Source organism: Halomonas sp. (genome assembly GCF_041689495.1).
GTDB lineage: Bacteria > Pseudomonadota > Gammaproteobacteria > Pseudomonadales > Halomonadaceae > Halomonas.
Genome location: NZ_JBDNGD010000398.1, coordinates 1 through 2,233, shown reverse-complemented (window position 1 = coordinate 2,233; position 2,233 = coordinate 1). Strand labels below are relative to the sequence as shown.

The 2,233-nt window shown below is 64.6% G+C and carries 2 protein-coding genes; both read right to left on the bottom strand.

Translation table 11 applies throughout. The features are described from left to right. Positions 1–155 precede the first annotated feature (155 nt). The gene (locus ACESMD_RS12640) at positions 156–857 is read right to left on the bottom strand and encodes a GntR family transcriptional regulator (protein ID WP_372613697.1); all 702 of its coding nucleotides are present in this window, start codon (positions 855–857) and stop codon (positions 156–158) included. Positions 858–943: 86 nt separating this feature from the next. Next, a partial coding sequence (locus tag ACESMD_RS12635) for a dihydroxy-acid dehydratase (protein ID WP_372613695.1) occupies positions 944–2,233 on the bottom strand: 1,290 nt, incomplete at its 5' end.

Genomic DNA, 2,233 nt, shown 5'->3' with positions numbered 1-2,233 from the left:
TTCACTCCAAGGTTTGACTGAGCTTGATACCGGTTATCAGGTGCTGCCTTTACATATTCCGTGCATGGCTTCAGGTGGACGAGTGACCGGGGCATGGCGCCCTCCATGAATGGGATAGTCCTTGCAGTCTACCCATTGGCGTCTTCACCGCGCCATCACTTGAAAGCGTGCTGGTATAGGCTCAGGTAGCGGTTCTTGGAAGGCAGAAGGTGTTCGCGGCATAGCCGGGCGAGGCGTTCTCGGTCCTGATCGCGTATTGCGTCGATCATCGTCTGGTGTTCCCGGCGGGCCTGCGCAAGGGAATCCTTGTCGGCAATGGCGATGAAGCGGATGCCGTGGGCCTTCTGGGCGAACTCGTTGATCGTTTCGTACAGGAAGGGGTTGTCGGCGGCACGAAACAGGGTGCGATGGAAGGCGATGTTGAGGTGGAAGACCTGGCGAAGGTCGTGGGCATCGACAGCCTCGCTGTAGCGTCGGTGGATGTCCTCCAACTCCGCCAGCCACTCGGGCGGGGCTGGAAGAGGGAGGGCCTCGACCGCGGCGAGCTCGAGGATCTCGCGCATGGCATAGAGATGCTCGACTTCCTCGGGGGGATAGCTCTTGACGAAGGCGCCACGGTTCTTGATGCGTTCGACCAGGCCGATGCTCTCGAGTTGGAAGAGCGCCTGCCTGACCACGTGTCGCTTGCAGTCGAAGCGCTCCATCATCGCTTCCTCGACCAGTCTCTCCTTGGGATGCAGGCGGCCGAGCACGATGTCCTCCTCCACGGCTGCCACGATGTCGTCGACGCTGACCACCGCGGCAGGGTCCGTGGTCTCGGAGTTACGCGACTCGAGGGTTGCTGCAGTTCGACTCATGTTCGCATCCCCACCGGGCATCGACAGAATGGAGAGCTCGCCGATACCTGGACCGGCGACGCTCACCCAGTATATCAAGAGCGCCTTCAGGCTTCATGGCCTCCAGGAACCTTGCAGGTGGATACCGGGCGGCAGGCGCGGAAGTCGCAGCCTTCCTCGGCCTGTAGGATCTGCTCCATGAACAGCCGTCGGTAGCCCAGCAGGGGCTCGCTGGACGTCTTCGCCTGAAACGCTTGGCGCCGGGCCTGGAGCTCGGCGTCGTCCACCTCCAGGCTGAGATGGTTGTCGCGCACGTCCAGGGAAATGATGTCGCCGTCGCGGACCAGCCCGAGCGGACCGCCCTCGGCGGATTCGGGCGAGACATGCAGCACGATGGTGCCCGCGGCGGTGCCGCTCATGCGCCCGTCGGAGATCCGCACCATGTCCTTGACGCCCTGGGCGGCGAGCTTCTTCGGTATCGGGATGTAGCCTGCCTCGGGCATGCCGGGCGCCCCCTTGGGCCCGATATTCTGCAGTACCAGAACATCGTCGGCCTGTACGTCGAGGTCCGGAGCATCGATGCGTTCGGCCAAGTCTTCCAGTCCGGTGAAAACCACGGCACGCCCGCGATGCGTCATCAGCTCGGGGGAGGCGGCCGACTGCTTGATGATGGCACCGGCGGGGGCCAGGTTGCCACGCAGCACGGCGATACCGCCCTGAGCGTAGAGTGGCTTGGCCCTCGGCCGCACCACCTTCTGGTCGATTAGGTGAACCGCGGCGTCGATGTTTTCGCCCAATGTGCGGCCGTTGATCGTCATGGCGTCCAGGTGCAGCAGTGGGGCCAACTCACGCAGCAGGGTGGGCAGGCCGCCGGCACTGTGAAGATCTTCCATGTAGCCCTCGCCGGAGGGCTTGAGGTCGACGAGCACAGGGGTTTCCTGGCTCATGCGGTCGAAGGCCTCGAGGTCGATGTCGATGCCGAGGCGGCCGGCGATGGCGGTGAGGTGGATCAGACCGTTGGTGGAGCCGCCCAGGGCGAGCAGCACGCGTAGTGCGTTCTCGAAGGCCTGGGGGGTGAGTATCTGCGTCGGGGTGACGCCGGTCTTGGCGAGTTGCACGGCCTGGGCGCCGGATTGCTCGGCGATGCGCTGGCGGTCAGCATACACGGCCGGGGCGGTGGCGCTGTTGGGCAGCATGATGCCCAGGGTCTCGGCCAGACAGGCCATGGTGCTCGCCGTGCCCATCACCGAGCAGGTGCCGACGGTGGGCACCAGCTTGTCGTTTACCTCGTTGATCTCTTCGTTGTCGATGTCATTGCCGCGATAGGCGGCCCAGTAGCGGCGGCAATCGGTGCAGGCGCCGACCCGAGTGCCGCGGTGGGAGCCCGCCAGCATGGG

Bases quoted from the DNA above. Each gene is read 5' to 3' on its own strand.
- ACESMD_RS12640 (WP_372613697.1), bottom strand. From the start codon at position 857: ATGAGTCGAACTGCAGCAACCCTCGAGTCGCGTAACTCCGAGACCACG.